This is a genomic window from Paraburkholderia sp. SIMBA_027, from assembly GCF_046535315.1.
Lineage (GTDB): Bacteria > Pseudomonadota > Gammaproteobacteria > Burkholderiales > Burkholderiaceae > Paraburkholderia > Paraburkholderia tropica.
On the sequence record NZ_JAWRWY010001454.1, the window covers coordinates 1 to 242 of the forward strand.

Annotated in this window: 1 pseudogene; it reads left to right on the plus strand. The window is 64.0% G+C overall.

Annotated features, from left to right (window positions below):
• Window positions 1-34 precede the first annotated feature (34 nt).
• Window positions 35-242: pseudogene (locus SB764_RS44010) on the plus strand (shikimate dehydrogenase); the annotation flags it as partial.

Consider the following 242-nt stretch of genomic DNA (forward strand, 5'->3'; position numbering starts at 1 on the left):
GGCCCACGCACTGTTGGCCGAAGGCGTACAACACTTGAGTATTTTTGACGTGGAGATCAGCCGCGCCCGCGACCTTGTCGATAACCTTGCACAGCGTTTCGGCAGCGGGCGTGCCCAGGTCGGCAGCCACCTGAAAAGTGCCATGGCCGAAGCCGATGGGTTGGTCAACACCACACCGATGGGCATGGCCAAACTGCCGGGCACGCCGGTGCCGCCCGCGCTGTTGCGGGCTGAGTTGTGGG